Source organism: Lysobacter sp. KIS68-7 (assembly GCF_021284745.1).
GTDB lineage: Bacteria > Pseudomonadota > Gammaproteobacteria > Xanthomonadales > Xanthomonadaceae > Noviluteimonas.
Genome location: NZ_CP089925.1, coordinates 873,176 through 898,184, shown reverse-complemented (window position 1 = coordinate 898,184; position 25,009 = coordinate 873,176). Strand labels below are relative to the sequence as shown.

The following is a 25,009-nucleotide window of genomic DNA, read 5'->3' as shown; positions in this document are numbered from 1 at the left end:
CCCGCAGGCGAGGGCGCCCCATGGCTTCGACGGATTCCGATTACGCGCAGCGCTATGCCGAATCGCTGCACGATCCCGATGGCTTCTGGCGCAAGGTCGCCAAGCGCATCGACTGGATCTCGCCGCCCACGCGCATCCGCGACGTCAGTTTCGACGCCGACGATTTCCACATCCGCTGGTACGAAGACGGCGTGCTCAACGCCAGCGTCAACTGCCTGGACCGCCACCTCGCCAGGAACGGCGATCGCACCGCGCTGATCTTCGAACCCGACGATCCGAACGCGCCCGCGCAACGCATCACCTACCGCGAACTGCACGCGCGCACCTGCCGCCTCGCCAACGCGCTGCGCAACCTCGGCATGGGCAAGGGCGACCGCATCACGATCTACCTGCCGATGATCCCCGACGCGATCGTCGCGATGCTCGCGTGCGCGCGCATCGGCGCGATCCATTCGGTGATCTTCGGCGGCTTCGCGCCGCAATCCATCGCCGACCGCATCGCCGACTGCGGCAGCAAGCTCGTCATCACCGCGGACGAAGGGCTGCGCGGCGGCAAGCGCATCCCATTGAAGGCCAACGTCGACGCGGCGCTTCGCCTGCCCGGCACGAATTCGGTGGAAACCGTCCTCGTCGTGCGCCACACCGGCGCCGCGGTGGCGATGCAGATGCCGCGCGACCGCTGGGTGGAGGCCGTGGTCGAAGGCCAGCCCGACACCTGCGATCCCGAGCCGATGGGCGCGGAAGATCCGTTGTTCATCCTCTACACCTCGGGATCGACCGGCAAACCCAAGGGCGTGCTGCACACCACGGGCGGTTACCTGGTGTATGCGAGCTTCACGCACGAGGAAGTCTTCGGCCTGCGCGCGGACGACGTGTGGTGGTGCACGGCCGACGTCGGCTGGATCACGGGCCACAGCTACATCGTGTACGGCCCGCTGGCGAACGGCGCGACCGCCGTCGTGTTCGAAGGCGTGCCGAACCATCCGGATTTCTCGCGCTTCTGGCGCATCGTCGACAAACACCAGGTCACGATCTTCTACACCGCGCCGACGGCGATCCGCGCATTGATGCGCGAAGGCGATGCGCCGGTGAAGGCGGCCTCGCGCAAATCGCTGCGCCTGCTCGGCACCGTCGGCGAGCCGATCAATCCCGAAGCCTGGCGCTGGTACCACGACGTGGTGGGCGATGCGCGCTGCCCGATCGTCGATACGTGGTGGCAAACGGAAACCGGCGCCACGCTCATTGCGCCGCGGCTCGACCAGCCGCAGAAGCCCGGCTCGGCGATGACGCCGTTCTTCGGCGTGCGTCCGGCCATCGTCGATGCGAACGGCCAACTGCTCGAAGGCGAAACCGAAGGCAACCTCGTGCTGCTGGATTCCTGGCCCGGCCAGATGCGCACGGTCTACGGCGACCACGCGCGTTTCATCGACACGTATTTCCGCGCATATCCGGGCATGTACTTCACCGGCGACGGCTGCCGGCGCGACGCGGACGGCGACTACTGGATCACCGGGCGCGTGGACGACGTCATCAACGTCAGCGGCCATCGCATCGGCACGGCGGAAGTGGAAAGCGCGCTGGTCGCGCATCCCAAGGTGGCCGAAGCCGCCGTCGTCGGATTCCCGCACGACATCAAGGGCCAGGGCATCTATGCCTACGTGACGCTGGTGGCCGGCGAAGCCGAATCCAACGCGCTGCGCGACGCACTGGTCGCGCACGTGCGCAACCTCATCGGCCCGATCGCCACGCCCGACCACGTGCAGTGGGCGCCGGGCCTGCCGAAGACGCGCTCGGGAAAGATCATGCGGCGCATCCTGCGCAAGATCGCCGAAGACGCGCCGGAACAACTGGGCGATACCTCGACGCTCGCGGATCCGTCGGTCGTCGACTCGCTGGTCAAGCACCGCCGCGGCGCGTGAGGCAAAAAAGAAGCCCACCTTTCGGCGGGCTTCGATCTGTTCCCAAGAGCGGGAAGGCTTACTTGATCTTGCCTTCCTTGTAGATCACGTGCTTCCGGACGACGGGGTCGTACTTCTTGACCTCCATCTTGGCCGGCGTGTTCTTCTTGTTCTTGTCGGTCGTGTAGAAGTGGCCGGTGTTGGCCGAGGAGATCAGGCGAATCTTGTCACGCTTGCTAGCCATGTCTTACTCCTCAAACCTTCTCGCCGCGGGCGCGAAGCTGCGCCAGGACCGAGTCGATACCGTTCTTGTCGATGGTGCGCAGCGCGTGCGCGGAAACCTTCAGCTTCACCCAGCGGTTTTCGCTGGCAACCCAGAAGCGACGCTCGTGCAGGTTGGGCAGGAAGCGACGGCGGGTCTTGTTGTTGGCATGCGAGACGTTGTTGCCGGTCTGCACGCTCTTGCCGGTGACTTGGCACACGCGGGACATAAGCACCTCGATTGGTGTCTGGTGATGCTCTCCTTGGCCAGGAGGGCGGCGGCCACGCTGCAAATGGGGGTCCTGGGGACCCGGGTAAGACGCAGCGAGCCGCGCATTATGCCCGCCGGCAGGGGGCCGGACAACCTCGGGGGCGAAAAACCCCCGAAAAATCAGCTCAGTGGGTCGCCTTGTCCCGGTGCCAGCCGCGGTGACGGATGTCCAGATAGAGGCTGTAGCCGGCCGTGAAGGCCGGGAACAGGTTCTGGACGATGCCCACCGAGTCCTGCTTGGCGGAAAACAGGAAGTAGGCCAGGGTCATGACCGACCCCACCAGGCTCATGTACCAGAACAGGCGCGGGATCACCGGCTTGCCGTGGCGCCGGGAGGCGAGGAACTGGACCAGCCAGCGGCCGCCGAACATCAGCGCGCCGGTCAGGCCGATCAGCTTCCACGGGGACATGTGGAGCCCGGTCCACGCCAGCCACTCGATCGGGCTGTTCATGTAATCGGTGGCGACGGGAACGGCCTCGAGCATCGGTCAGACCTCCTCGACGCCCGTGCGCTTGCTGCGCACGATCAGCCAGGACACGCCGCGGAGGTCGCGCAATCCCACCAGCGCGCGGTTGAGGTTGTTGTACTTGGACACGCCGGCCGAGCGCGGGCGGTGGTTCACCGGAACGCTGACCGTCTTCCAGCCCGCGCGCTGCATCAGCGCCGGCAGGTAGCGGTGCATGTGGTCGAAATAGGGCAGGTCGAGGAAGGCGTCGCGCTCGAACAGTTTGATGCCGCAGCCGGTGTCGGGCGTGTCGTCGCGCAGCATGCGCGCGCGGATCGCGTTCGCCCACTTCGAGGCCCAGCGCTTGCTGCCCGAATCCTGGCGATTCACGCGCCAGCCGGCGAACAGCTTGATGCCGCGATCGGCGCTTTCACGCGCGGCCAGCAGCTTCGGAATGTCGGCGGGATCGTTCTGGCCGTCGCCGTCGAGCGTGGCCACCCATGCACCGCGCGACGCCTTGACGCCCGTGCGGATCGCGGTGCTCTGCCCGCTCTGCTTCACGTGGTGCAGCACGCGCAGTTCCGGCGCCTCCGCCTTCAGCGCCTGCAGCGCGGCGAGCGTGCCGTCCTTGGAATCGTCATCCACGAAGACGGCTTCGAAATCGACCTTGCCGCGCAGCGCAGCCAGGATTTCCCGCAACAGCGGGCCGACGTTGTCCTGTTCGTTGAACACCGGCACGACGACGGACAGTTGCGGGGCGTGGGTCAAACCTTGTCTCCGAAATATTCGCGGCACCAGCGCACGACGGGGGGCATGCCGGACTCGATCGGGGTGGACGGCTCGAAGCCGAAGTCCTCCCGGGCGCGCGCAGTATCGGCCATGGTCTCGACCATGTCTCCCGGTTGCATCGGCTCGTAGACCTTCTCTGCAGCCCGGCCGGCGGCGCCTTCGATGACCGAGATGAAATGCTCGAGCTCCACCGGCGTGTGGTTGCCGAGGTTGTAGACCCGGTGCGGGCCACCTTCCGCAGCGTCTTCGCCGGCCGGCCGGGGCGGGGCGTCCATCGCCCCGAGCACGCCGGCGACGATGTCCTCGACGTGGGTGAAGTCGCGGCGCATGCGGCCGTGGTTGAACACCCGGATCGGGCGGCCGGCCAGCACCGCGCGCGAGAACAGCAGCGGCGCCATGTCCGGCCGGCCCCAGGGACCGTAGACGGTGAAGAAGCGCAGGCCCGTCGCACGCAAGCCGTAGAGGTGCGCGTAGGTGTGCGCCATCAGTTCGTTGGCGGCCTTGGTGGCGGCGTACAGCGAGCGCGGGCGGTCGATGCGCTGCGCTTCGGAGAACGGCGGCGTCGCCGAGTCGCCGTACACCGACGAGGAGCTCGCATACACCAGGTGTTCGACGCCGCGATGCCGGCACAGCTCCAGCATGTTGACGAAGCCGATGAGGTTGCTGTCGACGTAGGCGTGCGGATTCTCGAGCGAGTAACGAACGCCCGCCTGGGCGGCGAGATGGATCACGCGCTTGGGTGCGTGCTTGTCGAACAGCGCTTCGAGCCCGTTCCGGTCCGTGAGGTCCATCCCCACGATCTCCACGTCCGGGCACAGCGCAGCGACGCGATCGCGCTTGAGCTGCGGCGCGTAGTAATCGTTGTAGTTGTCGAGGCCGACCACGCGTTCGCCGCGCGCCTGCAACGCGCGGCACGTATAGGCGCCGATGAAACCGGCGGCGCCGGTGACCAGGATGGGGGCGGTCATCGCGGGGAGCACTCCATAGCCGAAAATGCCCGGCAGCCTAGCGGCCGGGCCGTGGAGGCGATTATCACGGCGCGCGGTGCGCCGTTGGGTTACTCGCCCTTGCCGCGCAGGCGTTCCAGCACGCCGTCCAACGCGTCGAGATTGGAATAGTGGATGACCAGGCGGCCCTTGCCGCCGCGACCGTGCAGCACGTTGACGCGCGTGCCCAGGCCCTCGGACAGCTCGCGCTCCAGCGTGGCGATGTCGGCCTGCGGCTTCGCCTTCGCGGCCTTGGCCTTGCGCACCACGCTGCCGCCTTCGACCTGGCCGGACGACAGCTGCTGCACGCGATGTTCGACCTCGCGCACCGACCACTCGTGTTCGGCGGCCTGGCGCGCGAGTGCGACGGCGGCCTGCGGCGCGAGCGTCAGCAGCGCGCGGGCATGGCCCATTTCGATCGCGCGGGTTTCCACCAGCACGCGGATTTCCGGCGGCAGCTCGAGCAGGCGCAGCAGGTTGGACACGGCGGCGCGCGAACGGCCCACCGCATCGGCGGCCTGCGCGTGCGTCAGGTCGAATTCGTCGATCAGGCGCTGCAGCGCAAGCGCTTCTTCCAGCGGATTGAGGTCTTCGCGCTGGATGTTCTCGATCAGCGCCATCGCGATCACGGCGTGGTCGTCGACCACGCGGATCACGGCGGGGATTTCGGCCAGGCCCGCGAGCTGCGAGGCGCGCCAGCGGCGTTCGCCCGCGATGATTTCGTAGCGCGCGCCGCTCTTCGAATCGTCGACCGCACGCACGACGATGGGCTGGATGACGCCCTGCGCGCGAATGGATTCGGCGAGCTCCGACAGCTTCGCCTGGTCCATGCCGGTGCGCGGCTGGTAGCGGCCCGGCTGCAGCTGGCCGACGGGAAGATTGCGGAGGGCTTCGCCCGGCTGCGCTTCCAACGGCACGGTTTCGGCGGCGGCCTTCGGGCCGAGCAACGCTTCGAGACCGCGGCCGAGGCCGCGCTTCTTCGCGACGGTCATGCTTGTACTTCCTTCTTGTCCTGCGCTTGCGCGGGCGTGCCCGCCTTGGCGGCCTGGTCGCGCTCGCGTTGGCGGCGCATCACTTCACCGGCCAGGCCCAGGTACGCGACGCTGCCGCGCGAGGCCTTGTCGTAGGCCACGATGCTCTGCCCGTGGCTCGGCGCCTCGGCCAGGCGCACGTTGCGCGGCACGATGGTGCGGAACACGCGGTCGCCGAAATGCTGCGTCAGCTCCGCCGACACCGCATTGGCCAGGTTGTTGCGCACGTCGAACATGGTGCGCAGCACGCCTTCGATTTCCAGCGCGGGGTTGAGCCTGCGCTTGAGCGCATCGATGGTGTCGATCAGCGCGCTCAGGCCTTCCAGCGCGTAGTACTCGCACTGCATCGGAACGAGCACCGAGTCGGCCGCCGTCAGCGCATTGAGCGTGAGCAGCGACAGCGCAGGCGGGCAGTCGATGATGATGAAGTCGTACTGGTCGCGGAGCGGCTCGAGCGCGCGCTTCAGGCGCTGCTCCCGGCCTTCCTCGTCCATCAGTTCGATTTCGGCGGCCGTGAGGTCGATGTTGCCGGGGAGGATGTCGAATTCCTCCGGCGTCTTCACGATCGCCGAGGACGCGTGCATTTCCTCCAGCAGCACGTCGGTGGTGGAAGCGCGCAGTTCGCGCTTGTCCACGCCGCTGCCCATCGTCGCGTTGCCCTGCGGATCCAGGTCGACGAGGAGGACGCGCTTGGGTGTACGTGCAAGGGCGGCGGCGAGGTTCACCGACGTGGTGGTCTTGCCGACACCGCCTTTCTGATTGGCAACAGCGATGATGCGGGCCGTCACGGCGCAAACTCCCCCGGGGTGATTCGGCAACGGCAGTCGAAAGATCGGGTGCTGCGGCCGGAAGCCGATTATGCAGCAGCGACGACGACGAGATGCCGTTCGGCGTCGAGCCCGGGCACGACCATCGCATGTGTCGCGCGAACCTGCCATCCGGACGGCAGCGCCGCGATTTCGTCGGCGGGCAGTACGCCCTTCATTGCGAGCAGTACGCCGCCGGGTCGCAGGAGATGGCCACCGAGTTCCAGGATCAGCGGAAGCGTTGCGAGCGCCCGCGCCGTGATGGCGTCGAAGCGGCCGGGCGCATCGAAGGCCTCGATCCGCGATTCCACGACCTGCACGTTCTTCAATCCGAGCTTGCGGACCGCCTCGCGCAGGAAGCGCACCTTCTTGCCGTTGCTCTCCACCAGGGTGACCTGCAGCCCCGGTTTGACGATGGCCAGCGGAATGCCGGGCAGTCCCGGGCCGGTGCCCAGGTCGGCGAGCGACCCGCCCGCGGCGGCGATCGCATCCACATAAGAATGCATCGCGAGCGAATCGAGCAGGTGCTTGCCCACCATCTCGCGCGGATCGCGGATGGCGGTGAGGTTGTAGGTCGCGTTCCAGCGCGCGAGCAGCGCGAGGTACTCGAGCAAGGGCGTCGCGAGCGCGGCGTCGAGCCCGAGCGCGCGCATGCCCGCTTCGAGTTCGGGACGCAGCGCATCGACGGGCGTGGCGGGGGCGGGCTTGGTCATGGGGCGCGCATCTTAACGGCCGCGCCAGGCGATCGCCGCGCGATAACCGGGCTGCGGGGCCCATTCATGCACCGACCACGGGCCGCCGAGCGCGTCGTCGGCGTGGACCATGCCCAGTCCTCCGTCGAGATCGCCCAGCCCGAAACGATCCAGGCCGAAGGCGATGCCGCGGCCGTGCGCCTTCACCACGGCCTCCTTCGCGCACCACAGGCGAAGGAAGGCTTCGTTGCGGTCGGGTTCGGGGAGGCTGCGCAGCCAATCGTGCTCGGCCGTGTGGAAGAAGCGCTCCGCGAGTTCGAGCGCGCGCGGGCGCGGGCGGGCCTGTTCCAGGTCCACGCCGAGGTCGACCGCCTCGCCCCAAGCCATCAACAGGCCTTCCCCGCTATGGCTCCAGCTCACGTCGCGGCTGCTGAGCCCACCGCCGAGCCTCGGCCGGCCGCGGGCATCGCGCCCGAGCGGGATGGCGTCCGGCGCCAGCGACCACTCACTCGACAGCCATGCGCGCACCAGCGGCTCGGCCGGTTCGCCGCGCCGGTGGTCGCACCAACGCCAGCGCGGCGAGTCGCTTCCGCCGTTCGTGCGGCGCGGGGCCGTTCCATGCAGGGGCGTCGACATGCGGTGGGGCAGGATCCGGGGGCAAGGCAGCCAGCGTAAAGTACGCCAAGGGGAGCGGCCGAGGCCGCGTGCAGGGATCGTTCACGACAACATGTCCGCCGTCATCCAGCCCGGTGCGAACGCGCCGTTTGCGTCCATCGCCCACGGCGATCCAGCACGCGCGATCGTCTTCGACGCCCGCGGCGACGTGCCGCTGTCCACGTTCCTCGACCAGGTGCGCGGCGTGGCCGCGACCCTGCCGACCGCCCACCACGCGATCAACCTCTGCGAAGACCGCTATCGCTTCCTCGTCGCCTTCTGCGCCGTGGCGATGCGCGGGCAGGTGAACCTGCTCCCGCCCTCGCGCGCGCCGGCCGCGGTCGACGAAGCGATGGCGCAGCACCCCGACAGCTACTGCATCGGCGATGCCGCGCTTTCGCCGGCGCCCGAACGCTACCTGCGCCTGCCCGACACGCTGCCCGAGCGCATCGGCGAAACGCCCATGATCGACGACGACGCCCTCGTCGCGATCGGCTACACCTCCGGCAGCACCGGGCGCCCGCACGCGAATCCCAAGACCTGGGGCAGCTTCCGCCGCAGCACCGCGCAGAACCTTGCGGCGCTGGGCGACCTGTGGCCCGAAGGCGATGCGCACATCGTCGCGACCGTGCCGCCGCAGCACATGTACGGCATGGAGATGTCGGTGTTGCTGCCCTTGCTCGGTCCCGTCGCGGTGCATGCCGCGCGTCCGTTCTTCCCGGAAGACGTCGCGCAGGCGCTCGCGCATGCCAACGCACCGCGCATCCTGGTCACCACGCCCGTGCACCTGCGCGCGCTGCTCGTCTCCGGCTGCGTGTTGCCACCCTTGCGCGCCATCGTCTCGGCGACGGCGCCGCTGCCCGCCGAGCTCGCCATCGAAGCCGAACAGCGTTTCGCCTGCGAAGTGCGCGAAGTCTTCGGCTCGACCGAAACCTGCGTCATCGCGCGCCGCCGCACGGCACTCGAATCCGCCTGGACCCCGCTGCCCGGCGTTCGCCTCGCGCCGCAACCCGACGGCACGGCCGTGCATGCGCCGCACCTGGCCACGCCCGTCGTGCTCGCCGATCTGGTCGAAGTGGATGCCGACGGACGGTTCGTGCTGCGCGGCCGCAACGCCGACCTGCTCGAGATCGCCGGCAAGCGCGCCTCGCTCGGCGACATGACGCGCAAACTGCTCGCCATCCCCGGCGTGGAAGACGGCGTGGTGTTCCAGATGGATACGCCGGGCGAAGGCGGCGTGTGCCGCATCGCCGCGCTCGCCGTCGCGCCGACCCTGGACGAGCCTGCAATCCTCGCCGCGCTGCGCCGCACGATCGACCCGGTGTTCCTGCCGAGACCGCTGCGCCGCGTCGATGCACTGCCGCGCAACGAAACCGGCAAACTGCCCCGCGAACGCCTCGTCGAGCTCCTGCAATCGACTTGAAAACGCGATCTTCGCGCCGTCTTCGCAGGTGCAAAAACCCTTGTGGAATCAGGCGCTCATCGCGGATCCAGACCCGCGACTCCGCCTTCACGCCCCCCCTTCGATAGTTGTTCGCGAGCCCCCTCCCCCGGGGAGCCGGATCGGATTGATCGCGAACCAACAAAGGAGTGGATGCATGAACATCATCATCTGGTTGATCGTGGGCGGCATCGTCGGTTGGCTTGCCAGCCTGATCATGCGGACGGACGCGCAGCAGGGCATCCTGCTCAACGTGATCGTCGGCATTGTCGGCGCGTTCCTCGGCGGCTGGCTGGGCGGCATGCTCGGGATCAGCGGCGCCAACATCAACGCTGGCTTCAGTGTCACCGGCTTCATCATTTCGCTGATCGGCGCAGTGATCCTGCTCGGGATCGTCAACCTCTTCCGCCGCGGACGCGTGCGCTGAGCCGAGCGCACGACACGGAATGCGGAGCCTGGCCAGGGATGGCCGGGCTCGGCAACAGGACATGCGAAACAACCCGGCCCCCGCCGGGTTTTTTTGTGCTCAGTCGATCTGCACCCACACCGGCGTGTGGTCGCTCGGGCGTTCCCAGGTGCGCGGCGTGGTGTCGATGCCCGCGGCCGTGGCGCGCGCCTTCAGGGCTTCGCTGATCAACACCAGGTCGATGCGCAATCCCCATCCACGACGGAATGCTTCGAGCCGATAATCCCGCCAGCTGAAATGCCCGGCCTCGTCGTTGAACAGACGGAAGCTGTCGTGCAGGCCGAGGCCGAGCAGCGAACGCAGCGCATCGCGCTCGGGCGTGGAGCACAGGATCTTCTCGCGCCAGCGCTTGGGGTCGTGCACGTCGCGGTCGTCGGGCGCGATGTTGAAGTCGCCCAACACGATCAGGTTCGGATGCTGCTGCAATTCCGCGCGCAGCCATTCGCGCACCGCGGCGAGCCAGCGCAGCTTGTACTCGAACTTCTCGCTGCCCACCTTCTCGCCGTTGACCACGTACAGGTCCACGATGCGCAAGTCACCGACGGTCGCGGCGAGCACGCGCTTCTGCGGATCCTCGAAGTCCGGGATCGCCGTGACGCACTCGCTCGTGAAGGGCACGCGGCTCAGCAGTGCGACACCGTTGTAGGTCTTCTGCCCGCAGAACACGCTGCGATAGCCGAGCGCGGCGAGCTCCGAATCCGGGAAGCGCGCATCCTCGAGCTTGGTTTCCTGCAGCGCGACGATGTCCGGCTGCGCTTCACGCAGCCACTGCGACAGGTGCGGCATGCGGACGTTGAGTGAATTGACGTTCCAGCTGGCGATCTTCAAAGCGAGTCCCTTGTGCGCGCGATCCGACGTTGGGGGGAATGGGGCGGCGCGGCACGCCGCCCGTCGGAGGCGGCATGGCGCGGTACGACAACATACTCGACACGATCGGCAATACGCCCCTGGTGCGGCTGCACAAGCTCGCCCCGCCGGGTGTGCGGGTGTTCGCGAAGCTCGAATCCTTCAATCCGCTGGGGTCGGTGAAGGACCGCATGGCGCGCTCCGTCATCGAAGACGCCGAGCGTTCCGGCGCACTGAAGCCGGGCCAGACCGTGATCGAGGCGACCAGCGGCAATACCGGCATCGGCCTGGCGATGGTGTGCGCGCAGAAAGGCTATCCGCTGGTGGTGGTGATGGCGGAGAACTTCAGCGTGGAGCGGCGCAAGATGCTGCGCTTCATGGGCGCGAAAGTGGTGCTCACGCCTGCCGCTGAAAAAGGTTCGGGCATGCTGGCGAAGGCGGTCGAACTGGCCGAAACGCACGGCTGGTTCCTTTGCCGCCAGTTCGAGAACAAGGCGAACGCCGAAGTGCACATGCGCACGACGGCGAAGGAGATCCTCGCCGACTTCGAAGGCGACACGTTGCATGCCTTCGTCACGGGCACCGGCACGGGCGGCACGTTGCTCGGCGTCGGGCGCGTGCTGAAGGCCACCGATCCACGCATCCGCATCGTCGTGGCCGAGCCGGACAACGCGCCGATCCTGTCCAGTGGCATTCCGCAATCGCGCGACGCGGCCGGGCAACCGACCGCCAGCCACCCGCGTTTCCAGCCGCACCTGATCCAAGGGTGGACACCCGACTTCATTCCGCGTTTGACGGAAACCGCGATCGGCGAACACCTCGTCGATGAAATCGTGCCGATCCCCGGCGCCGAAGCGCTGCGCCTGGCGCGCGCGCTTGCGACGCAGGAAGGCATCTTCGTCGGGCCGTCGAGCGGCGCCACGCTTGCCGCCGCACTCGACGTCGCACGTCGCAGCACGCCCGGCACGAACATTGTCTGCATGTTGCCCGACACGGGCGAGCGCTACCTGTCCACACCGCTGTTCGACGAGATCCGCGAAACCATGGACGAAGCGGAACTCGCGATCTCGCATTCCACGCCGGGCCAGCGCTTCGATGGCGCAACGCAGGCCCCTGCGTGCGCCGTTGCGCCCGCGCCGAAACCGCAGGCCATCACCACCGACCCGCGCGCCGTCGAATTCGTGCACGGCATCGTGCGCGACAAACCGGTGGTGCTGTTCGCGCTGGAGTGGTGCGAGTTCTGCTGGGCCGTGCGCAAGTTCTTCGCGCGCATGGCGATTCCGTACGAAAGCGTCGACCTCGACAGCGTCCGCTACCAGGCCGACGACATGGGCCTGAAGATCCGCGACGTGCTGCGCCACGACTTCAAGGCACCCACGATCCCGCAGGTCTTCATCGGCGGCGAGCGCGTCGGTGGAAGCACGGAGCTGTTCGACGCGATGCGCAGCGGCGCGCTGCGCAAGCGCCTGGATGAACTCGGCGTCCCATACGACCGCGCGCAGCAACTGGATCCGTACACCTTGCTACCGGGTTGGGTGCATCCCCGCGAGTCGGCCTAACGCGACAGGAAGCGCACGAGCCGATCGACGAACCCCGTGTAGGGCGGCCGCAACAGGTCGGTCGCCGCCAGCCGCGACTGCCGGAACACGGGCAGCTGCTTGCTGAACGTGTCGAACCCCGCCTTGCCGTGGATCGCGCCCATGCCGCTGGGCCCGACGCCGCCGAAGGGCAACGTATCCACCGCGAAATGCACCAGCGTGTCGTTCACCGCGATGCCGCCGGCGAGCGTGGCGTCGACGATGCGTTCCACCGTGTGCGTGTCGTTGGAGAACGGATACAACGCGAGCGGCCGATCGTGCGTACCGATGTAGCCGAGCGCCTCCTCGATGCGCGCATACGTGCGAATCGGCAGGATCGGCCCGAAGATTTCGTGGCGCATCACCTCGGACTCGTCCGGCGCATCGAGCACCAGCGTGGGCGGAATCAGGCGTTCGCCGCGCATGCGCGCTTCGTCGATCTCGATCAGTGGCACCACCGTCGCGCCGCGCGCACGCGCGTCGGCGAGATATCCCAGCAGGCGATCGAACTGCCCCGTGTTGATGATGCGCGTGTAATTCGAAGCATCCGACAGGTCGCCGAACCGATCGCGCACCTGCTTGCGCAGCGCCTCGACGAAGGCATCGCGCCGCGTCGCATCGACCAGCGCGTAATCCACGCCGATGCAGGTCTGCCCCGCGTTGAACCACTTGCCGCTCGCGATGCGCGCGGCCGCCAGGTCCAGCGGGAAATCCGGCGCGACCACCGCGGGCGCCTTGCCGCCGAGTTCGAGCGTCACCGGCGTGAGGTTCGGCGCAGCCGCGGCCATCACCTTGCGACCAACCGCGGTCGAACCGGTGAACAGCAGGTGGTCGAAAGGCAGCGCAGAGAATGCAGCGCCGACGTCCGGCCCGCCGATCGCCACCGCCACGCGATCCGCGGGGAACACTTCCGCGAGCAGGTCGCGCAGGAACTCGCTCGTCTTCGGCGTGTGCTCCGACGGCTTGAGGAACACGTGGTTGCCCGCCGCGATCGCCGACACCAGCGGCACGAGCGCCAGGTTCACCGGGTAATTCCACGGACTGATGATGCCCACCACGCCGAGCGGCGAGGGCCGCAGTTCCGCGCGCGCGGGCCAGAACTTCCAGCCCACGCCGACGCGCCGCGCCTTCGCCCAGCGGCGCAGCTTGCGTCGCGCGAGGTCGATTTCCGAGAGCGTGATCATCGCTTCGGAAATGAGGTTTTCGTGCTTCGATCGGTGGCCGAAGTCGGCGCTGATCGCCGCATCCATCGCGTCGAGGCGGCGCGAGAGCACGTGGCGCAGGCGGCCGAGGTCGGCGTGGCGCTGTTCCAGGCTCGGTTTGTTCGCGCGCCAGGCGGTGCGCAGGCGCTCCAGCGTGGGCCCGAGACCGGCGGCGGGGTCGGTGAAGTCGTTCATGCGGCCAGTGTATGCGCGTGCCGGCGCCATGGCGCGCCGCCTACAATGCGCGCATGTCCCTGCGTCCTTATCTCGACCATCTGCCTGTCCTGGGCGAGCGCGTTTACGTGGATCCCGCCGCGAGCGTCATCGGCGACGTGGTGCTCGGCGACGACGTCTCCGTCTGGCCCTTCACCGTCATCCGTGGCGACGTGAACTTCATCCGCATCGGCGCGCGCACCAACGTGCAGGACGGCACCGTCATCCACGTCAGCCACGATGGCCCGCACGCCAAGCTCGGCGGCTTCGCCACCGTGATCGGCAGCGACGTCACCATCGGCCACAAGGCCATCGTGCATGCGTGCCGCATCGAAGACGCCGTGCTGATCGGCATGGGCGCGATCGTGCTCGACGGCGCGGTGGTGGAGAAGCACGGCTTCGTCGGCGCCGGTGCGCTGGTCACGCCGGGCAAGGTCGTCGGCAGCGGCGAGTTGTGGCTGGGCAATCCCGCGAAGAAGGTGCGGATGCTCAGCGACGCGGAAATCGAAGCGCTGTATTACTCCGCCGGCCACTACGTGCGCTTGAAGGACCAGTACCTCGCGGGCGCCGTCGCGCCCTGACCATCAGTCCGCGGTCACCAGCGCCGCGGCGTGTCCGTGCAGCATCGCGAAGACCGCGTCGGTTTCCGGCCGCACGCCGTGCCAGCGCGCGAAACTCTCCGCCGCCTGTTCCACCAGCATGCCCAGGCCGTCGACGGCGGCCATGCACCCCGATGCACGTGCCCAGGCCATGAACGGGATCGCGGCTTCGCCGTAGTTGAGGTCCACCGCCGCGCAGCGACGGCCGACGACTGCGCGCGGCAGCGAGAACATCGGCTGGTCGCGTCCGGCCGAGGTGGCGTTGACGATCAGGTCGAATTCGCCGAGCGCCGGCAGGTCGGCGAGATAGCGCGGATGCACGCGGCCCGGTTCGGCGAGGGCATCGGCGAGCGCATCGGTGCGTTGCGGCGTGCGATTGACGATGTACAACTCGCCGATGCCTGCATCGAGCAAGGCCGGCGCCACGCCGCGCGCCGCGCCACCCGCACCGAGCATCAGCGTGCGCCGTGCACGCAGGTCGAGCGCATGGCGATCGGTGAGGTCGCGCACCAGGCCCACGCCGTCGGTGTTGTCGCCGTGCCAGGTGTCGCCGTTGCGCACGAGCGTGTTGACGGCGCCGGCGCGTCGCGCGCGTTCGGTCAGGTCGTCGCAGAGGGAGAACGCCGCCTGCTTCAGTGGCAGTGTCACGTTCGCGCCTGCACCGCCCTGCGCAATGAAGTCGGCGAGCGCGTGCGTGAGCTGTCCGGGTTCGACGTCGATCGCGCGGTAGTCGATCGCGATGCCGGTCTGTTTGCCGAAGGCCGCATGGATCTTCGGGGAAAGCGAATGCGCAACCGGATGCCCGAACACCGCGAAATGCCTGCTCATTGCGCTCTCCGATAGACTGCGGCGAGTCGAACGACAACGCCGAGGTTCTTGATGGAACGTCCGTGGACCCGGGTCGCGGCCACTCTACTCCTGGCCAGCCCGGTCGCCGGTGCCTTGTCCGAATTTGGCATCGAAGGGATGCATGCCGTGTCGACGCCGGCCAACGAGATCCGCGGATCGGTTAGTCCGGATGGCACGCGCATCGCCTGGGGCAGCCCGGATCGCAGCGGCGGCCCCGGCGGCTGGGACATCTGGATCGCCCGGCGCGATGGCGGCCGCTGGTCCGACCCACGACCCGCGTCCTTCGACGGCGCGGCCAAGGAGTTCGACCCCATGTTCTCCGCCAACGGCCGCTGGCTGTATTTCTTCAGCAACCGGCCGGGCGGCAAGGGCGGCGATGACCTCTATCGCGTCGCGGTGAACGACGACGGGACCTTCGGTGCGGTCGAATCGCTGGGCGCGGGCGTCAACTCCGCCGGCAACGAATGGGCGCCGACACCGAGCCGCGATGGCCAGCACCTGTTGTTCGCCAGCGACGGTTTCGGTGGCGCAGGCCGCCACGATCTGTTCATCGCGCGCTGGGACGGCAAGGCCTTCGTCGATCCGAAGCCCGTGCCCGGCATCAACACCTCCGACGACGATTTCGATGGCGCCTGGCTCGACGACGGTCGCGCGATCGTCTTCGCGCGATCGACCGATGTCGACAAGCAACCGATCCGTCTGTTCGTCGCGCGCTGCGATGGCACGCAGTACGTCGACGCGCGGCCGCTTGCGCTGTCGTTCAACACCGAGGATGGATGGACGCTCGGCCCGGCGATCGACTGGAACAAACCGAACGAGCTGCTGGTGAGCGGCGCCGCGAAGGCGCCGCATGCCGGCAAGCTGGATCTGTATCGCATGGCCGCGCCGCGCATGGAGGGACGCGACGGTTGCCAGTCCGGCTGACGCGCGTCAGCTCGCCTCGCGCATCCAGCGCGCCGCATCCAGCGCGAAGTAGGTCAGCACGCCGTCGGCGCCCGCGCGCTTGATCGACGTGAGCGCCTCGAGCACGCAACCGCGCTCGTCGAGCCAGCCATTCGCGATCGCGGCCTTGAGCATCGCGTATTCGCCGCTGACCTGGTAGACGAAGGTCGGCACGCCGAATTCGTCCTTCACGCGCCGCACGATGTCGAGGTACGGCAGGCCCGGCTTCACCATCACCATGTCCGCGCCTTCCTCGAGGTCGAGACCGACTTCGCGCAAGGCCTCGTCCGAATTCGCCGGATCCATCTGGTACGTGTACTTGTTGCCCTTGCCGAGCGCGCCGGCGGAACCGACGGCGTCGCGGAACGGGCCGTAGAAGCTCGATGCGTACTTCGCGCTGTAGGCGAGGATGCGCGTGTGGATGTGGCCCTCGAGTTCCAGCGCGCTGCGGATCTCGCCGATGCGGCCGTCCATCATGTCAGAAGGCGCCACGACATCCGCGCCGGCGCGCGCATGCGAGAGCGCCTGCTTCACGAGTGCTTCGACGGTGGCGTCGTTGACGACGTAACCGCTCTCGTCGACCAAGCCGTCCTGCCCATGCGACGTGTACGGATCGAGCGCGACGTCGGTGATGACGCCAAGTTCGGGGAAACGTTCCTTGAGCGCACGCACGGCGCGCTGCACGAGCCCGTCATCGTCCCATGCCGCGTGCGCGGTGAGCGACTTCGCTTCCGGTGCGGTGACGGGGAACAGCGCGAGCGCGGGAATGCGCAGCGAATGCGCCTCTTCGGCGACGCGCAGCAACTCATCGATCGACACGCGCTCGATGCCCGGCATCGAGGCGACCGCGGCGCGGCCTTTCAGTTCATGCACGAAGACCGGATAGATCAGGTCGTTCGCGGTGAGGACATGCTCGCGCATCAGGCGGCGCGAGAACTCGTGTCGGCGCATGCGCCGCAGGCGGACGAAGGGGTAGCTCATGGGCGCGCATGATACGCCCGGACAAAGAATCGGCGCCCTGGGGCGCCGATTCGACTTGCGGAACAAGCTGTTGCGATCAGCGCTTGGGCGTTTTGCCGATCTTGGCGGCGCAGGACATGATCTTGCCGACCTGGCGACCGCTGACCAGGCCCAGGGAGGCCAGGTTGTCGCTGTAGGCCTGCATCCGCGCCATGTACTGGTCCTTGTTGGCCGACGTCGAGGCGATCAGGTTGCTCGTGGCGACCACGTTGGCGCCGGTGATGATGCCGGCGTCGGTGACCACCTTCACCTCGGTGTTGCAGCCGTTGATGATCGCGGAGCCGGTGTTGATGTGCCAGCCCGTGTCCTTCAGCAGGTTCGGCGTGATGTCGAGGTTGAGCGCACCGTTCAGCGAATCGTTGATCGCAGGTTCCATCAACGCATTCGGCGACATCGCCGTGTCGTAGTGCGAACCCGACGAACCCGGCGCGACCGGCTGCGGCATGTAGAGCCGCGGACGACCGGCGTTGTCGGCGCCCTGCAGGTGCGACGGATCGACGACGAAGCCCACCTGCGCCGGCGTGTTGGCCTTGATCAACGCGCCGTCCGCCTGCGTGACGCTGATCGCCGGGATGGTGACGGTCGGATCCGAACCGCCCATGCCCGGCGGTGGATTGGCCGGCGCGTTGTTGGCGACGATCACGCCGACCGCGCCCGCGGCCTGCGCATTCGCTGCCTTCACCGCGAAACCGCAGGAGCCGCGATCGACGATCGCGATGTTGCCCGCGACCTGCGCGGCATTGGTGAAGGGCGAACAACCATCGGTCGTCGTCGGGCTCGTGCCGGGGATGGCCGGATCCAGGCCCACAACCACGGTGCCGTTGAAGTTCGTCAACGTCACCGGCGCGCCGAAGCTCGCGGTGCCGTAGTTGTACTCACCCGCAATGCCGGCCGGTGCGATCACGCGGAAGCCCGTGCGCGGGCCGAGCACCAGCGGCGCACCCGCCACCGCACTCGCACCGGTGAACACCACGTTGCCGTAGTTCAGCGCCGAGGCCTGGCGCTGCGGCACGGTCATCTGCGTCCAGAACAGGCCGTTCGAATTGTCGAAGGTGAAGACCGAATAGATGTCCTGCCTGCCGGCGAGGAAGGTGCCGGCGGCTTCGTTCTCGAAGTTCTGGAAGCCCAGGCCATGGCCGAACTCGTGCATCACCACGTCGAGCAGGCTGATCTGCCCGGCCGGGGTGGTGCCGTCGAGGCCGTAGTAGAAGGCGAAGTCGGTGCTGAAGTTCGAGTCGATCTCGATCTCGCCTTCGGTGAGGTCCTGGCCCGACAGTGATTCGGCGAGCGCCGCGCTGTACCAGGTGTTGGGCACGCCGGCGTTGGGGAAGTCGGAGAACACGAACGTCGCGCCGGCGGAGCCAAGCACGTTCGGGCCGAGCGGGGTGAAGCGCGCACCGATGCCGATCGGCTGATCGCTCTGCAGGACCGTGCCCCACAGATCGGCCGCGAACTGCGCCACGATGCGGCGCTGTTCGCCCACCGTCGTACCCGGATTGCCCGGCAGCGGCGCCGCAGGCGTGGGATCGAAATAGCCCGTGCCCGCCGCATCGGCGTAGACGGGGACGATGTCGGTGGCGCTGGCCATGCCGCAGAACGCGGTGCCGATGGCGACCGACAGGGCGAGGAGATTCTTATTCATTGGGCAGGCCCTCCGTGCTCGGAGCGCTCGTGCCATCGGCTTCGGTCATGCGCACCGCGCCGTTCGTTTCGTGCTGCACGCCCAGCGTGGTCCACAGTTCGGTGGGCACGCGGATCGCCATGCCGCCACCCGCCACGCCCTTGAGCGTCGCACGGGCCTGGCCTTCCGTACGCGGCTGCGTGGCGCGCAAGGCGGTCGCCTTCTTCTGCGCCTTCGCCGCGAAATCCTGCTTCTCCTGGTGCGTCATCGCGGGCTTGGCCGCGGACGCGCCGAACGACACTGCAGCCAGCATGGCGCTGGCCACAACGAGAGTTGCCTTTTTCATCTGGAAGAACCCCTTTCGTCCTGAAACGACAGTCGTTCCGCCGGCGAAACACGCCACCGGCGTGCAAATCCTTTTTGGGGAAACCAGTCGCGGCTGTCGGGGGATTCGACTGGTTGCGGTCGAGTCTGCGAGCGCCGCATTGCGCACACAAACCGCGATGCAACACGCCTCGCGGCGTATTCACCCGAACGGGTGAGACGGGGCGCGGCTCTCCGGGGAGCCGTCACATGGCTCTAACGATTGCGCACCGGCGAGCGGTCGAATTGACTGGACGAACGGTAGGCGGCGGCCGAAGCCGCCGCCTGTTCAATGTGCGCGAGGGCGCAGTCAGACTTTGTTGACGCAGGACATCAACGCGTTGCCTTGCGCAGTGGTGATCAGGTGCGCGCCGACCAGGCGATCGCGATAGGCCTTCATGCCGTTCTTGTAGGCGCCCTTGTTGGCCGACGTCCGCAACAGCAGGTTGCTCGTCGCCTGCACGTTCGCACCGATGATCAGGCCCGCGTTGTCGACGATGTCGATCGTCGTGTTGCAACCGGCGATCAACGCATTGCCCGGGTTGAGGTGCCAGCCGGTGTCCTCGAGCAGGTCCGCGGTGAGGTCGATGTTCAACGCGGCATTCAGCGAATCGTTGATCGCCGGTTCCATCAAGGCATTCGGCGCGAGCGCCGTGTCGTAATGCGAACCCGTCGAGCCCGGCTCCACCGGGTTCGGCGTGTACAGGCGCGGGCGACCGGCATTGTCGGCGCCTTGCAGGTGCGCGGGATCGACGAAGATCGCGACCTGCACGCCCGATGCGCCCTTGATCGTGGCGCCGTCCGGCTGCGTCACGCTGATCGCGGGAATGGCGATCGTCGGATCCGTGCCGCCCATGCCGGGCGGCGGATTGCCGGCGGCGTTGTTCGCGACGATCACGCCGGTCGCGCCGGCCGCTTGCGCATTCGTGGCCTTCAGCACGAACGCGCAGCTGCCGCGATCGACGATCGCGATGTGCCCCGCGACTGCCGCCGCGTTGGTGAACGGCGAGCAGCCGTCCGTCGTGGAGGGACCGGTTGCATTCGCCGCATCGGTGCCGATCACGACGCCGCCGCCGAAGTTCGCCGCCGTCGGCGCGGGTCCGAAACTCGCCGTGCCGTACTCGTACACGCCTGCGATCGCCGCGGGCGCGTTGACGCGGAAGGACGTGCGATCGTCGAGGACCAGGGCCGCACCCGCGCGCGCGCTCGAACCGGTGAACACCACGTTGCCGTAGTTGGTGGCCGAGACCTTGCGCTGCGGCTTGTTCATCTGCGTCCAGAACTTGCCGCTGGTGTTGTCGAAGGTGAAGACCGAATAGATGTCCGCCGTGTTCGACTGGAAATCGCCGGTCGCTTCGTCCACGAAATTCTGGAAGCCCAGGCCGTGGCCGAATTCGTGCATCACCACGTCGAGGAAGCTGAGCTGCCCGGCGGGCGTGTTGCCGTCGAGGCCGTAGTAGAAGTCGAAGTCGGAACTGAACTGCGAACCGATGTCGGTGAAGCCCGGGTTGAGGTCGCGGCCCGTCAACGCATCGGCGAGCGCACTGCTGAACCACGTGTCCTGCCGCGGAAACTCGGGTTCGTTCTTGAAGATGAAGCTCGCGCCGGCGGAGCCGAGCACGTTGTCGCCCAGCGGGTTGAACTGCGCACCGACGAAGATCGGCACGTCGCTCTGGAGCACCGAGCCCCAGAGGTCGGCGGCGAACTGCGCCACGATGCGGCGCTGCTCGCCTCGCGTGGTGCCGGGATTGCCGCCGACGGGTGCGACCGGCGTGGTGTCGTTGTAGCCCTCGTTCGGGTCGTCGAGGTTCACGGGAACGATGTCGGCGGCATGCGCGAAGAAGCCCGCGAGCGCGACACCGATGGCGATGGAGAGCGTGAGCAGCGGCTTATTCATGGGGCGCCTCCGCCGGCGTCGTCGGCGCGGTGCCGTCGCCTTCGGTCATGTGCGCGTTGCCCTTGGCGTCCTTCGCGACACCGAGCGTGCTCCACAACTGCGTCGCCACGCGGACGCCCGTTCCGCCCCGCTTCGTCCTGAACTGCGTCGCGTCGGCCTGCGCCATCGTGCGCGGTTGCGCGGCGATGGCGTTGTCCTTGTTCTTCGCCATCGCATCCGCCGCCGCCTGGCGTTCGGCGTGCGTGGTCTGCGCGGCGTGCGCCACCGCGACGCCGCCGGCCAGCGCAATGCCGGCCAACAGCAATGAGGTCCTGGGTGCCATGTCCGAAACCCTCGCTCGTCTGGGGAAGCGAGGGTGCGCTCGGCCTACAAGCGGCTTCAAATGGCCGTGCGGCCCGGCGCGCGGATGCTCACGCGCCGCTAACGTTGCAAACGCGCGTTCAGATCAGGCCGAAGCCCAGGTGCAGGCGCACGATGCCCACGAGGATCGCCACGACGTTGAGCACGATGCCCGCCTTCGCCCGCCCGCGGTTGCCGGGCGAGGTGATGGCGATGCCGATGGCGCCGATGACCGCGCCGATCGAGGCGAAGGGAATGAGCAGCCAGTTGGCCGCGCCGAGCAACGGGATGAGCGCGATCACCATCCAGAAGATCGACACGATTCCCCACAGCAGACTGACCAGGCCCATCACGTTCCTCCTGAAGGTTCGGCGCGCACCTTACAGCACGCCGTCGATTTCGACACGCAACTCGCGGCGGCACACCGCCGCATGCAGCAGCACGCGCGGCACCGTCGGGTCCAGGTGCGTTTCCAGCGCCTGCGCGATGCGGGGCAGGGACTGCGCGTCGCGCACGTAGACCTTCAGTCGCGAACCGGCGCCGAAGCGCGGCGACAGGCCGGGCCGCACGGCGCGGGCCGCGGCGATCAGGCTCTCGAAGTTGGCGAAGGTTTCGGCCAGCTGCGATTCGACGCAATCGTGGTGCTTCGACTCGTGCCCCACGACACTCGCCGTGCCCGACAACAGCAGCGGCATCGCCTCCGACGGCGGCACCATCGCGCGCGCGAAACTCGGCGGTTGCGGGCCGTATTGGCGCGGATAGCGATAGGCGCTCACCTGGCGCGGGTTTTCCACGGGCGTGCCGGGCGTGCGTGCGGCGAGCCAGTACACCTGCAGCGTGCGCACGCCATCGCAACGACCGATCGCGGTGGCGGCGGGCAGCGTGCCGACGATGACTTCGCCCAGGCCCGTGGCGCGTCCGATGCAGAAGCGGCGATAGCGCTCCTGGTCGCCGTCGCCCTCGGTGATGGCGTCGAGGTAGTTCCAGCTGCGCAACAGATAAGGAAACCCGCGCGCACGCACGAAGGCCGACAGTTCCGCGTAGGCGCGCTCGCTCGCCGCTTCCAGGCCGCCATCGCCTTCGGGGACTTCGATCCAGCCGAACTGCAGGGTGTCGGTTTCGGCGAAGCGCAACGCGCCCTGCGTGCCAGCGCGCACCGGGGCTTCCGTGCGCCAGACTTCGAGCGGCGCCACGCCATGCGGCTGCAGCGGAACGCGCAGGTAGCGCGGATCCGCGTCCGCCGGCGCATCGGGGCCGAACCCGAACACGGCCAGCGTGTCCGGACGCGCGAGCTGCGCGGCGAGCGAGGCCGCGCTCGCATCGGCCACGTAATCCACGTGCAGGCGCGGCGCGTGCGGCAAGGGCTGGACTGCGCTCACGGATTCCCCTGCTGCAAGGTATCGCCGCTCACCGACACGCCGACCTGGCGCCGACGACGCACCCACCCACGCAGCGCCGACGGGGCGAGCTGCAGCGCCGTGAACGCATAGATCGCGCGGAACAGGCGCAGGCGCCGGAGCACCTTCGCGTTGTCGAACACATCGCCGGCCAGCATCGAGATCACGGCCTGCTCCACCTGCCAGACGTTGCGCGGATTGTTGAACAGGTGTCGCATGACGGGCGTGGTGAAGCGGTAGATGAACCACTGGAAGTGCTTGAGGCCGCGTTTCAGGCGCGTCTCCATCGCCTGCTGCAGGGCACGCTCGCGTGAAGGGTCGGCCAGCGCGCCATCCACCACCTCGGCCGCCTGCTCGGCACTGTTCATGCCCAGGTACACGCCGGAGGAGAAGACCGGATCGACGAAGGCATAGGCATCGCCGACCATCACCCAGCCCGGGCCGGTCATCTTCGTACAGGTATAGGAGTAGTTGCCGGTGACGTGCACCGGCGCGACGCGCGTGGCGCCCTGCATGCGGTTCCAGGCGGACGGCTCGGCTTCGAGCGTGCGCATCAGGAAGCCTTCGTTGTCGCCGCGCCGCGTCTTGAGGTATTCGGGGAAGCAGACCGCGCCGATGCTCATCACGTCGTTGCGCAGGGGGATCAGCCACATCCAGCCGTGTTCGAAGCGCTGCACGGTGATGTTGCCCGCGTCCTCGCCCTCGCGGCGCGCCACGCCCGCGAAATGGCTGAAGATCGCCGCGGACTGGTGCAGCGGGTTCTTCTTCTTGAGCTTGAGCTGCGCGCCGATGAGCGTGTCGCGCCCGCTGGCGTCGACGAGGTAACGCATGCGCACGCGCAGCGCGTTGCCGGCGGCGTCCTGCGCGATGGCCTCGCAAGGGCGGCCGTCGTCGCCGAAGACGATGCGCTCCACCTTCACTTCTTCGCGCGCGTCCACGCCGTTGGCCTTCGCGTGTTCGAACAGCAGCTGGTCGAACTCCTCGCGCTTGACCTGGAAGGCGTAGCCGAATCGCGCGTCGATCGCGCGTTCGAAGCGGAAGGTGTTGAAGTTGACGTCGTCGACGGGAAACTCGGCGCCCGGCTTGTGCGTGCCGATCGCGCGGACCTGTTCGAGCACGCCCAGGCGTTCGAGGATCGGCAGGTTCATCGGCAACAGCGATTCGCCGATGTGGAAGCGCGGGTGGCGGCCCTTTTCCAGGAGCAGCACGCGATGGCCCTTGCGCGCCAGCAGCGTGGCCGCGGTGGTGCCGGCCGGCCCGCCGCCCACGACGAGCACATCGACCTGGACCGTCTTCACATTCCCTGTGGTGCCGTCGTCTGTCGTCATGGGCCGCATGATAACGCGGGGTTTTCGCCTCCGCCGCCGCTAGAATGCCCCGTCACCTTCACCTTCCGGAACACCCGATGTCGCCCCAGAGTCCCGCCGAACGCGATCTTGCGCAATTGCTCGTCGAAAGCCTGAACCTGGAGGGCGTGGACGCGGCCGGCATCGATCCGGAGGCGCCGCTGTTCAACGAAGGCCTCGGCCTGGACTCCATCGACGCGCTGGAACTGGCGCTGGCGATCTCGAAGAAGTACGGCTTCCAGCTGCGCTCCGACAACGACGCCAACCGTCGCATCTTCGGGTCCCTGCGCGCGCTGTCGGCGCACGTCGAACAGCACCGCGCCGCTTGAACGCCACCTCGCTGGCGCGGCTGTTGCTCGCGCTCGCGTATCCCTTTCTCGCGCACGCCGCGAGCTTGCGCCACGATCCGGTGCTCGCCGCCATCGCGCTCGGCGACGTCGCGGTCATCGTGATGCTCGATCCCTTGCTGCGCCTGCGCCCGTGGGCGTGGGGCGCGATGGCGCTCGTCGCCGCCGCGCTGGCGTGGTTCGCCACGACGCCCTACGCGCTGCTGCCCCTGATGGTGATGCCGTCGATCATCGTTGCGCTGGTCGCATGGACGTTCGGGCGCACGCTGCGCGCGGGCCACGTGCCGCTGATCACGCGGATCATGTCGGCGATCGATCGCATCCATCCGCGCGATGTCGCGCCGGAACTGCTCGCCTACACGCGCAGGCTCACCGTGGTGTGGGCGGTCGTGCTCACGCTGCTCTCGCTCGTCGATTTCGCGCTCGCCTTGTGCGCGGTGCCCGGCGGCCTGCTCGACAGCATGGGCATCGTGCCGCCGATCGCGATTTCGCGCGAGGCCTGGTCGTGGTTCGCGAACGGCCTGAACTATGGCCTGGTCGGCGGCCTGTTCGTGGGCGAGTACTTCTACCGCGTGCGCCGTTTTCCCGGGCGATACACGAGCTTCATCGACTTCCTCCGCAAGATGGCCGGGCTCGGCCCCGCCTTCTGGCGCGGCGCGATCCACGACACGCCGGTGGATGGCTGAATTTGTCTCATTGAGCGGTCGCGC

28 protein-coding genes and 1 pseudogene are annotated in these 25,009 nt (G+C 68.1%); 9 read left to right on the top strand and 20 right to left on the bottom strand.

The window, feature by feature from the left end; all coding sequences use genetic code 11:
- Positions 1-20: 20 nt before the first annotated feature.
- Complete coding sequence (gene acs, locus LVB87_RS04285) at positions 21-1,919, top strand: acetate--CoA ligase (protein WP_232899679.1); 1,899 nt, start codon at positions 21-23, stop codon at positions 1,917-1,919.
- 58 nt (positions 1,920-1,977) lie between these two features.
- Here the strand turns inward: acs and rpmG are convergent, their stop codons facing one another.
- The 9 genes from rpmG to LVB87_RS04240 all read right to left on the bottom strand — a co-directional run bounded on the left by rpmG (position 1,978) and on the right by LVB87_RS04240 (position 7,816).
- Positions 1,978-2,142 (bottom strand): 50S ribosomal protein L33, encoded by a 165-nt coding sequence (gene rpmG, locus LVB87_RS04280; protein WP_232899678.1) that lies wholly within the window; start codon positions 2,140-2,142, stop codon positions 1,978-1,980.
- A gap of 10 nt (positions 2,143-2,152) precedes the next feature.
- Entirely contained in the window at positions 2,153-2,389 is a 237-nt protein-coding gene (gene rpmB / locus LVB87_RS04275) for a 50S ribosomal protein L28 (protein ID WP_232899677.1), read from the bottom strand.
- A 166-nt stretch (positions 2,390-2,555) separates the two neighbouring features.
- Positions 2,556-2,915, bottom strand: coding sequence for a lipid-A-disaccharide synthase N-terminal domain-containing protein (locus LVB87_RS04270; protein ID WP_232899676.1), 360 nt, complete (start codon positions 2,913-2,915; stop codon positions 2,556-2,558).
- 3 nt (positions 2,916-2,918) lie between these two features.
- A complete protein-coding gene (locus tag LVB87_RS04265) occupies positions 2,919-3,644 on the bottom strand; it encodes a glycosyltransferase family 2 protein (protein WP_232899675.1) in 726 nt (241 codons plus the stop codon).
- A complete protein-coding gene (locus LVB87_RS04260; protein WP_232899674.1) occupies positions 3,641-4,633 on the bottom strand; it encodes an NAD-dependent epimerase/dehydratase family protein in 993 nt (330 codons plus the stop codon). The genes LVB87_RS04265 and LVB87_RS04260 overlap by 4 nt, the downstream gene beginning before the upstream one ends.
- A gap of 89 nt (positions 4,634-4,722) precedes the next feature.
- The gene (locus LVB87_RS04255; protein WP_232899673.1) at positions 4,723-5,643 is read right to left on the bottom strand and encodes a ParB/RepB/Spo0J family partition protein; all 921 of its coding nucleotides are present in this window, start codon (positions 5,641-5,643) and stop codon (positions 4,723-4,725) included.
- Positions 5,640-6,470, bottom strand: a complete 831-nt coding sequence (locus LVB87_RS04250; RefSeq protein WP_232899672.1) for an AAA family ATPase — start codon at positions 6,468-6,470, stop codon at positions 5,640-5,642. The genes LVB87_RS04255 and LVB87_RS04250 overlap by 4 nt, the downstream gene beginning before the upstream one ends.
- Before the next feature lie 68 nt (positions 6,471-6,538).
- Complete coding sequence (rsmG, locus tag LVB87_RS04245; protein WP_232899671.1) at positions 6,539-7,201, bottom strand: 16S rRNA (guanine(527)-N(7))-methyltransferase RsmG; 663 nt, start codon at positions 7,199-7,201, stop codon at positions 6,539-6,541.
- A 12-nt stretch (positions 7,202-7,213) separates the two neighbouring features.
- The gene (locus LVB87_RS04240) at positions 7,214-7,816 is read right to left on the bottom strand and encodes a 4'-phosphopantetheinyl transferase superfamily protein (RefSeq protein ID WP_232899670.1); all 603 of its coding nucleotides are present in this window, start codon (positions 7,814-7,816) and stop codon (positions 7,214-7,216) included.
- A gap of 91 nt (positions 7,817-7,907) precedes the next feature.
- On the opposite strand from LVB87_RS04240, the gene LVB87_RS04235 reads away from it, so the two are divergent.
- Positions 7,908-9,257 carry an AMP-binding protein gene (locus tag LVB87_RS04235; RefSeq protein ID WP_232899669.1) on the top strand — a complete coding sequence of 450 codons (1,350 nt, stop codon included), beginning with the start codon at positions 7,908-7,910 and terminating at the stop codon, positions 9,255-9,257.
- A 175-nt stretch (positions 9,258-9,432) separates the two neighbouring features.
- Complete coding sequence (locus LVB87_RS04230; RefSeq protein ID WP_232899668.1) at positions 9,433-9,702, top strand: GlsB/YeaQ/YmgE family stress response membrane protein; 270 nt, start codon at positions 9,433-9,435, stop codon at positions 9,700-9,702.
- Between the two features lie 99 nt (positions 9,703-9,801).
- Here LVB87_RS04230 and xth read toward each other — a convergent pair whose 3' ends face one another.
- Positions 9,802-10,569: an exodeoxyribonuclease III gene (gene xth, locus LVB87_RS04225; protein ID WP_232899667.1), complete on the bottom strand. Its 768-nt coding sequence runs from the start codon at positions 10,567-10,569 to the stop codon at positions 9,802-9,804.
- Between the two features lie 74 nt (positions 10,570-10,643).
- On the opposite strand from xth, the pseudogene cysK reads away from it, so the two are divergent.
- A pseudogene (gene cysK, locus LVB87_RS04220) lies at positions 10,644-11,651 on the top strand (cysteine synthase A); the annotation flags it as partial.
- Entirely contained in the window at positions 11,631-12,146 is a 516-nt protein-coding gene (locus LVB87_RS04215) for a glutaredoxin (protein WP_232900448.1), read from the top strand. The pseudogene cysK and the gene LVB87_RS04215, both read left to right, overlap by 21 nt.
- Here the strand turns inward: LVB87_RS04215 and LVB87_RS04210 are convergent.
- Positions 12,143-13,561 (bottom strand): coniferyl aldehyde dehydrogenase, encoded by a 1,419-nt coding sequence (locus LVB87_RS04210; RefSeq protein WP_232899666.1) that lies wholly within the window; start codon positions 13,559-13,561, stop codon positions 12,143-12,145. The genes LVB87_RS04215 and LVB87_RS04210 overlap by 4 nt on opposite strands.
- 53 nt (positions 13,562-13,614) lie before the next feature.
- Here LVB87_RS04210 and LVB87_RS04205 point away from each other — a divergent pair, with 53 nt between their 5' ends.
- Positions 13,615-14,160 carry a gamma carbonic anhydrase family protein gene (locus tag LVB87_RS04205; RefSeq protein WP_232899665.1) on the top strand — a complete coding sequence of 182 codons (546 nt, stop codon included), beginning with the start codon at positions 13,615-13,617 and terminating at the stop codon, positions 14,158-14,160.
- A 3-nt stretch (positions 14,161-14,163) separates the two neighbouring features.
- Here the strand turns inward: LVB87_RS04205 and aroE are convergent, their stop codons facing one another.
- The gene (gene aroE / locus LVB87_RS04200; protein ID WP_232899664.1) at positions 14,164-15,006 is read right to left on the bottom strand and encodes a shikimate dehydrogenase; all 843 of its coding nucleotides are present in this window, start codon (positions 15,004-15,006) and stop codon (positions 14,164-14,166) included.
- A gap of 138 nt (positions 15,007-15,144) precedes the next feature.
- On the opposite strand from aroE, the gene LVB87_RS04195 reads away from it, so the two are divergent.
- On the top strand, positions 15,145-15,951 hold the full coding sequence (locus LVB87_RS04195) for a TolB-like protein (protein WP_232899663.1): 807 nt from the start codon (positions 15,145-15,147) through the stop codon (positions 15,949-15,951).
- Positions 15,952-15,957: 6 nt separating this feature from the next.
- On the opposite strand, the gene hemB is transcribed toward LVB87_RS04195, so the two are convergent.
- The 8 genes from hemB to LVB87_RS04155 all read right to left on the bottom strand — a co-directional run bounded on the left by hemB (position 15,958) and on the right by LVB87_RS04155 (position 23,934).
- Positions 15,958-16,950, bottom strand: coding sequence for a porphobilinogen synthase (gene hemB / locus LVB87_RS04190; RefSeq protein WP_232899662.1), 993 nt, complete (start codon positions 16,948-16,950; stop codon positions 15,958-15,960).
- A 76-nt stretch (positions 16,951-17,026) separates the two neighbouring features.
- Positions 17,027-18,631, bottom strand: a complete 1,605-nt coding sequence (locus tag LVB87_RS04185) for a PA domain-containing protein (RefSeq protein WP_232899661.1) — start codon at positions 18,629-18,631, stop codon at positions 17,027-17,029.
- Positions 18,624-18,956, bottom strand: a complete 333-nt coding sequence (locus tag LVB87_RS04180) for a hypothetical protein (protein ID WP_232899660.1) — start codon at positions 18,954-18,956, stop codon at positions 18,624-18,626. The genes LVB87_RS04185 and LVB87_RS04180 overlap by 8 nt, the downstream gene beginning before the upstream one ends.
- Positions 18,957-19,283: 327 nt before the next feature.
- Positions 19,284-20,870, bottom strand: coding sequence for a PA domain-containing protein (locus LVB87_RS04175; protein WP_232899659.1), 1,587 nt, complete (start codon positions 20,868-20,870; stop codon positions 19,284-19,286).
- Positions 20,863-21,192 carry a hypothetical protein gene (locus tag LVB87_RS04170; protein ID WP_232899658.1) on the bottom strand — a complete coding sequence of 110 codons (330 nt, stop codon included), beginning with the start codon at positions 21,190-21,192 and terminating at the stop codon, positions 20,863-20,865. Before LVB87_RS04170 ends, LVB87_RS04175 begins: the two co-directional genes overlap by 8 nt.
- A 118-nt stretch (positions 21,193-21,310) precedes the next feature.
- A complete protein-coding gene (locus LVB87_RS04165; protein WP_232899657.1) occupies positions 21,311-21,559 on the bottom strand; it encodes a hypothetical protein in 249 nt (82 codons plus the stop codon).
- Between the two features lie 30 nt (positions 21,560-21,589).
- On the bottom strand, positions 21,590-22,588 hold the full coding sequence (locus LVB87_RS04160) for a pteridine-dependent deoxygenase (protein WP_232899656.1): 999 nt from the start codon (positions 22,586-22,588) through the stop codon (positions 21,590-21,592).
- Positions 22,585-23,934, bottom strand: a complete 1,350-nt coding sequence (locus tag LVB87_RS04155) for an NAD(P)/FAD-dependent oxidoreductase (protein WP_232899655.1) — start codon at positions 23,932-23,934, stop codon at positions 22,585-22,587. Before LVB87_RS04155 ends, LVB87_RS04160 begins: the two co-directional genes overlap by 4 nt.
- A gap of 77 nt (positions 23,935-24,011) precedes the next feature.
- On the opposite strand from LVB87_RS04155, the gene LVB87_RS04150 reads away from it, so the two are divergent.
- The gene (locus tag LVB87_RS04150) at positions 24,012-24,281 is read left to right on the top strand and encodes a phosphopantetheine-binding protein (protein WP_232899654.1); all 270 of its coding nucleotides are present in this window, start codon (positions 24,012-24,014) and stop codon (positions 24,279-24,281) included.
- Positions 24,278-24,985: a ketosynthase gene (locus tag LVB87_RS04145; RefSeq protein WP_232899653.1), complete on the top strand. Its 708-nt coding sequence runs from the start codon at positions 24,278-24,280 to the stop codon at positions 24,983-24,985. Before LVB87_RS04150 ends, LVB87_RS04145 begins: the two co-directional genes overlap by 4 nt.
- Positions 24,986-25,009: the final 24 nt, after the last annotated feature.

Bases quoted from the DNA above. Each gene is read 5' to 3' on its own strand.
- LVB87_RS04150 (WP_232899654.1), top strand. From the start codon at position 24,012: ATGTCGCCCCAGAGTCCCGCCGAACGCGATCTTGCGCAATTGCTCGTC.
- LVB87_RS04155 (WP_232899655.1), bottom strand. From the start codon at position 23,934: ATGACGACAGACGACGGCACCACAGGGAATGTGAAGACGGTCCAGGTC.
- acs (WP_232899679.1), top strand. From the start codon at position 21: ATGGCTTCGACGGATTCCGATTACGCGCAGCGCTATGCCGAATCGCTG.
- LVB87_RS04165 (WP_232899657.1), bottom strand. From the start codon at position 21,559: ATGGGCCTGGTCAGTCTGCTGTGGGGAATCGTGTCGATCTTCTGGATG.
- LVB87_RS04235 (WP_232899669.1), top strand. From the start codon at position 7,908: ATGTCCGCCGTCATCCAGCCCGGTGCGAACGCGCCGTTTGCGTCCATC.
- LVB87_RS04270 (WP_232899676.1), bottom strand. From the start codon at position 2,915: ATGCTCGAGGCCGTTCCCGTCGCCACCGATTACATGAACAGCCCGATC.
- LVB87_RS04205 (WP_232899665.1), top strand. From the start codon at position 13,615: ATGTCCCTGCGTCCTTATCTCGACCATCTGCCTGTCCTGGGCGAGCGC.
- LVB87_RS04230 (WP_232899668.1), top strand. From the start codon at position 9,433: ATGAACATCATCATCTGGTTGATCGTGGGCGGCATCGTCGGTTGGCTT.
- LVB87_RS04195 (WP_232899663.1), top strand. From the start codon at position 15,145: ATGCATGCCGTGTCGACGCCGGCCAACGAGATCCGCGGATCGGTTAGT.
- aroE (WP_232899664.1), bottom strand. From the start codon at position 15,006: ATGAGCAGGCATTTCGCGGTGTTCGGGCATCCGGTTGCGCATTCGCTT.
- hemB (WP_232899662.1), bottom strand. From the start codon at position 16,950: ATGAGCTACCCCTTCGTCCGCCTGCGGCGCATGCGCCGACACGAGTTC.
- rsmG (WP_232899671.1), bottom strand. From the start codon at position 7,201: ATGACCAAGCCCGCCCCCGCCACGCCCGTCGATGCGCTGCGTCCCGAA.
- LVB87_RS04215 (WP_232900448.1), top strand. From the start codon at position 11,631: ATGGACGAAGCGGAACTCGCGATCTCGCATTCCACGCCGGGCCAGCGC.
- LVB87_RS04210 (WP_232899666.1), bottom strand. From the start codon at position 13,561: ATGAACGACTTCACCGACCCCGCCGCCGGTCTCGGGCCCACGCTGGAG.
- LVB87_RS04185 (WP_232899661.1), bottom strand. From the start codon at position 18,631: ATGAATAAGAATCTCCTCGCCCTGTCGGTCGCCATCGGCACCGCGTTC.
- LVB87_RS04260 (WP_232899674.1), bottom strand. From the start codon at position 4,633: ATGACCGCCCCCATCCTGGTCACCGGCGCCGCCGGTTTCATCGGCGCC.
- rpmB (WP_232899677.1), bottom strand. From the start codon at position 2,389: ATGTCCCGCGTGTGCCAAGTCACCGGCAAGAGCGTGCAGACCGGCAAC.
- LVB87_RS04170 (WP_232899658.1), bottom strand. From the start codon at position 21,192: ATGGCACCCAGGACCTCATTGCTGTTGGCCGGCATTGCGCTGGCCGGC.
- LVB87_RS04240 (WP_232899670.1), bottom strand. From the start codon at position 7,816: ATGTCGACGCCCCTGCATGGAACGGCCCCGCGCCGCACGAACGGCGGA.
- LVB87_RS04255 (WP_232899673.1), bottom strand. From the start codon at position 5,643: ATGACCGTCGCGAAGAAGCGCGGCCTCGGCCGCGGTCTCGAAGCGTTG.
- rpmG (WP_232899678.1), bottom strand. From the start codon at position 2,142: ATGGCTAGCAAGCGTGACAAGATTCGCCTGATCTCCTCGGCCAACACC.
- LVB87_RS04175 (WP_232899659.1), bottom strand. From the start codon at position 20,870: ATGAATAAGCCGCTGCTCACGCTCTCCATCGCCATCGGTGTCGCGCTC.
- LVB87_RS04180 (WP_232899660.1), bottom strand. From the start codon at position 18,956: ATGAAAAAGGCAACTCTCGTTGTGGCCAGCGCCATGCTGGCTGCAGTG.